Here is a 5,145-nt window from a genome sequence, read left to right on the forward strand (position 1 = left end):
GCCCGCGGGCGGTCCGAAAGGCGCGTGCGCGGGTGGAGCCCACGCGCCGGGCGGAACGGGCGGGTTCTGAGGCGCATCGGGCGCGACGGGCTGGCTCACAGGCTCATCCTAGGAGGGTCGATCGACAGCCCGTCGGCATCGGTGGGGCCGGGTCGCACGCCCTCTTCCCCGCGGCGGCCCCGTGTCGGCGGTGGGCCGTAGACTCGTGCGGTGACAGTTCCCGGGATCGTTCGCGCCCTCGAGCAGGCTGAGCCGTTTCGGGACGCGGTGGCCGCGGCATCCGTCGATGCCGACTTCTCGCTCGTCGAAGGGCTCGACGCCCCGCTCCTCGCCGCCCTGATCGAACGCCGTCGTGCCGCGGGCAAGCCGCCGCTGGTTCTCCTGATCGCGCCGACGGGTCGTCGGGCGGAATCGCTGGGTCCCGCGCTCGGCGCGCTTCTGCCCGGTACCGAGGTGCTCCACTTCCCCGCGTGGGAGACCCTTCCCCACGAGCGGCTCAGCCCGAGCGCCGAGACCGTCGGCGCCCGGCTCGAGATCCTCACGCGCATCGCGCGCTGGGACGCCGCCACACCGCTCGTGATCACGGCATCGGTGCGCGGCGCCATCCAGCCGCTCGCGGCCGGGCTCACCGATGTCCCGCCCGTCGAGCTCGTCGTCGGCGCCCGCGGTCACGACCTCGGCGAGGTGTCGGCTCGCCTCGTCGAACTCGCCTACCATCGCGTCGACATGGTCTCGCGTCGCGGCGAGTTCGCGGTGCGCGGCGGCATCCTCGACGTCTTCCCGCCGACCGCCGCGCACCCGTACCGGGTCGAGTTCTTCGGCGACGAGGTGGACGAGATGCGCGCGTTCTCGGTCGCCGACCAGCGTTCGCTGCCCGGCGAGGTGCGGGACGTCACCCTGCTGCCCAGCCGTGAACTGCTGCTCACCGAGCCCGTGCGCGGTCGTGCACGCCAGCTCAAGGGCGAGTTCCCGGGCCTCGCGGGCATGCTCGAGAAGATGGCCGAGGGCATCCCGGTCGAGGGCATGGAGTCCCTGCTGCCGGCCGTCGTCGACCGGCTCGTCACCGTCGTCGACTACCTTCCTGAGGGCTCGGCCGTCGCACTCGTCGACCCGGAGCGCGCGGTCGCCCGTGCGATCACGCTCGGCGAGACGAACCGCGAGTTCCTCGAGGCGGCGTGGAGTGCGGCCACCGCAGGGGCCACCACCCCGATCGACCTCGGCGCCGGCGACTTCCTGACGCTGCCCGCCATCCGCGCCGCGGCCCGCGCGCGCGGCGGGGTCTGGTGGAGTCTCAGCTCGTTCGACTCAGGACAGGCGGATGCCGCCGCCGAGGGTCTCATCGACGACGACATCGACGTCGCGCTCGAGGCGGCCGCGGCGATCCGCGTGCCGGGGTCGGCGGTGCCGTCCTTCCAGGGCAACGTGGAGGGCGCCACACAGCACGTCGGCGGACTTCTGGCGGACGGCTGGCGCGTCGTGGTCGCGGCATCCGGGACCGGGCTGGTGGAACGTGCGCGCGACGTGCTCGCCGAGCGGGGCATCGCAGCGCGCAGGGTCGACGAGGTGCTGCACGCACCCGAGCCCGGCGTGGCCCACGTCGTGCTCAGCACGCTGGAGCGCGGGTTCGAAGCGGCGGAGGCGAAGCTCGCCGTGCTCACCGAGTCGGAGTTCTACGGCCGTACCATCGGCGGCGACTCGCGCGTCGTGAAGAAGCTCGCGTCGCGTCGCAAGGCTGTCGTCGACCCGCTGCAGCTGAAGGCCGGCGACTACGTGGTGCACGCGACGCACGGCATCGGCAAGTTCGTCGAGCTCACGCAGCGTGAGGTCTCCAGCGGTGGGCGCAACGCGATCAAGAGCGTGCGCGAGTATCTGGTGCTGGAATACGCGCCGTCCAAACGCGGCTACCCGGGCGACAAGCTCTTCGTGCCTACCGATCAGCTCGACCTGCTCTCGCGGTACGTCGGCGGCGAGGCGCCGGCGCTGTCGAAGATGGGTGGCAGCGACTGGGCGCAGGCCAAGAGCAAGGCCCGCCGCGCGGTGCGCGACATCGCGGTCGAGCTCGTCAAGCTGTATTCGGCGCGCATGGCGTCGAAGGGCCACGCCTTCGGCCCTGACACGCCGTGGCAGCGCGAGCTCGAAGAGGCGTTCCCGTTCGCCGAGACCCCCGACCAGCTGCAGACGATCGACGAGATCAAGGCCGACATGGAGAAGCCGATCCCGATGGACCGGCTGCTGTCGGGCGACGTCGGCTTCGGCAAGACCGAGGTGGCCGTGCGCGCCGCGTTCAAGGCCATCCAGGACGGCAAGCAGGTCGCGATGCTCGTGCCGACGACGCTGCTGGTCAAGCAGCACCTCGAGACGTTCACCGAGCGCTTCGCCGGCTTCCCGGTGAAGGTCAAGGCGCTCTCGCGCTTCCAGACCGACAAGCAGGCGCGCGAGGTGCTGGCCGGGCTCACCGACGGCACCGTCGACATGGTGATCGGCACGCACCGCATCCTCACCGAGAAGGTGATCTTCAAGGACCTCGGCCTGATGATCATCGACGAGGAGCAGCGCTTCGGCGTCGAGCACAAGGATCAGCTCAAGAAGCTCAAGACCAACGTCGACATCCTCGCCATGAGCGCGACGCCCATCCCGCGCACGCTCGAGATGGCGGTCACCGGCATCCGCGAGATGTCGACGCTGCAGACGCCGCCCGAGGATCGGCATCCGATCCTCTCGTACGTCGGCCCGCGCAACGACAAGCAGATCGCCGCCGCCATCCGCCGCGAACTCCTGCGCGAGGGTCAGGTGTTCTACGTGCACAACCGCGTGCAGTCGATCCAACGCGTCGCGGCGGAGCTTGCGGAACTCGTTCCCGAGGCGCGTATCGCGGTCGCCCACGGCCAGATGGGGGAGCACGCCCTCGAGGAGGTCGTGGACGCGTTCTGGGAGCGCCGTTCGGACGTGCTGGTCTGCACCACGATCGTCGAGACGGGCCTCGACATCTCGAACGCGAACACGATCATCATCGACCGCGCCGACAAGTACGGCCTCAGCCAGCTTCACCAGCTGCGTGGCCGCGTCGGCCGGGCACGCGAGCGCGCGTACGCGTACTTCCTCTACGACGACATGAAGCCGCTCAGCGAGACCGCGGCCGACCGCCTCGAGACGATCGCGGTCAACAACGACCTCGGATCCGGCATGCAGGTCGCGCTGAAGGACCTCGAGCTGCGCGGTGCGGGCAACCTGCTGGGCGCCGAGCAGGCCGGCCACATCGCGGGCGTGGGCTTCGACCTGTACCTGCGCATGATCGGCGAGGCGGTCGCCACCTTCCGCGGCGAGGAGACCGAGGGGCCGGCCGAGCTGCGCCTCGAGCTGCCCGTGCAGGCCCGTATCCCGGAGTCGTACATCGACAGCGAGCGGCTGCGCCTCGAGGCGTACCAGAAGCTCTCGGCCGCGGCATCCGTCACCGCACAGCCGGACGCGATCGACCTGGTCGTCGAGGAGCTCACCGACCGGTACGGCGAGCCGCCGGCCGAGGTCGAGGGTCTGCTCGCGGTCGCGCGGCTGCGACGCCGCGCCGGTCAGGCAGGGCTCGCCGATGTCGTCGCGATGGGTCCGAACCTGCGCATCGCGCCGGCGAACCTGCCGGACTCGATGCGCGTGCGCCTGCAACGACTGCACCCCAAGGCGAAGCTCGTCGCCGGCGGCGAGGCCATGGTCGTGCCGCTTCCCTCTGCGGGCGGCGAGCCGCTCGGCGACGACGAGCTGATCGCCTGGGTCGCCCAGCTGATCGAGCAGTTGTGGCCACCGAAGAAGGCCGACGCGGATGCCGCAGCCGAGGCGGCCGTCAACGCCTGATCGCCGGCGTGCATCGCGCAGCGGTCAGTCGGAGCGCGTCGCGCAGCGGTCAGCCGGCGGGCGGGCCGGGGACGGCGTGGACACCGCTCAGGACGGCGTGCTTCCGTCGTCGAGGGCGGGGAACGCCCACGTGCCGTCGGTCAGCTCGGGGCGCGGTCGGTACAGCCGCACGAGGTAGTTCCAGCCCTCGGCCACCGGGATGGCGTTCGGGGTACCGGGCGGGAAGTCCCCGAACCGCACGGTGGTCGAGCCGTCTGCGTTGCGAACGCCCGTGATGTTGTTGACGGTGTACATGTTCCGGTCGTTCGGCTCGAAGAAGCCCTCGGCGTTGTAGACCGAGATCGACCAGAATCCGTCGACCGGCACGTCGCCGACCGTGAGCTCGTAGCGGCCGACGGGAAGGCGCGGGTCCACGCCGATGTACGACGCCTCGCTCGAGGGCAGACCGCCCCAGCCGGCCGCGGTGCCGATCAGGTGGCGGACCGGGTCGACCTCGTCCTTCGACCCGAAGGTGCGATCGAACGCGGTGAGGTTCCGGGCGAGGACGAGCAGCGCCTCGCGAGTCTCGTCGAGCGACGCGACGTCGTAGTCCGGGTACGCGAATTCGACCGACGAGGCCGCGGTGAGGGTGATCGCATCCTGGATGGCGGCGACCGCGGCCAGGTCGCTCGGATCGGCCGGGTCGACGAGGGTCCGCACCGCCACCGTGACGTATCGGGTGCCGAAGGTATCGCTCGCCAGCTCGTAGGATCCCGCGTCGTGGAAGATCGCGTCGACATAGTGGTCCTGGTTGACGACCATCGCCGACAGGTAGCGGTCGCCGTGCTCGGGAAGAGTCAGCGTCGCGCCGGCGGTGAGGTCCACCACTGCGAAGCTGTACAACGTGTCGCGGTTCAACCGGATCACCGTCTGGTTGTCGATCGCCGCCGGCTCGCGGTTGTGCACGAAGCGGTTGACACCGCCGGCCTGGGCTTGAAGATCGCGGAACATCCGATCCGTCTCGGCGCGGGCGAAGTCATCGACGTTCACGTGAATGGTCACGAGCTCGATCCTGGCACAGCGCGCGACGCGCGCCCTGGGCGCGACGTAAGGGGCTCGCGTGCGAGAGGGTGGAGGCATGGTGGCCGACCTTCGCATCGAGATCTTCCCCGACGACCTCGACCGGGCCGTCGACTTCTACGTCCGCGTGCTGGGGTTCTCCCTCGTGCGCGATGAGCGGCACCTCGAGTGGGCTTACGTCGCACTCGAGCTGGGTCGCGTGCGTGTCGGAGCGGCACAGCGCCCGTCCGTCGACACGACGCC

General features: G+C 70.6%; 3 protein-coding genes. 2 read left to right on the top strand and 1 reads right to left on the bottom strand.

Going from position 1 to position 5,145, the window contains the following annotated elements; all coding sequences use genetic code 11:
- Positions 1-210: 210 nt before the first annotated feature.
- Positions 211-3,843: a transcription-repair coupling factor gene (mfd, locus tag VIP82_RS20430; protein ID WP_331912026.1), complete on the top strand. Its 3,633-nt coding sequence runs from the start codon at positions 211-213 to the stop codon at positions 3,841-3,843.
- 87 nt (positions 3,844-3,930) lie between these two features.
- Here mfd and VIP82_RS20435 read toward each other — a convergent pair whose 3' ends face one another.
- Positions 3,931-4,884: a DUF1214 domain-containing protein gene (locus VIP82_RS20435; protein WP_331912028.1), complete on the bottom strand. Its 954-nt coding sequence runs from the start codon at positions 4,882-4,884 to the stop codon at positions 3,931-3,933.
- 76 nt (positions 4,885-4,960) lie between these two features.
- On the opposite strand from VIP82_RS20435, the gene VIP82_RS20440 reads away from it, so the two are divergent.
- Positions 4,961-5,145: VOC family protein (locus tag VIP82_RS20440; protein WP_331912030.1), on the top strand; the 185-nt coding region annotated here is incomplete at its 3' end.

Origin of the sequence: Microbacterium sp. (genome assembly GCF_036566905.1) — a bacterium.
Lineage (GTDB): Bacteria > Actinomycetota > Actinomycetes > Actinomycetales > Microbacteriaceae > Microbacterium.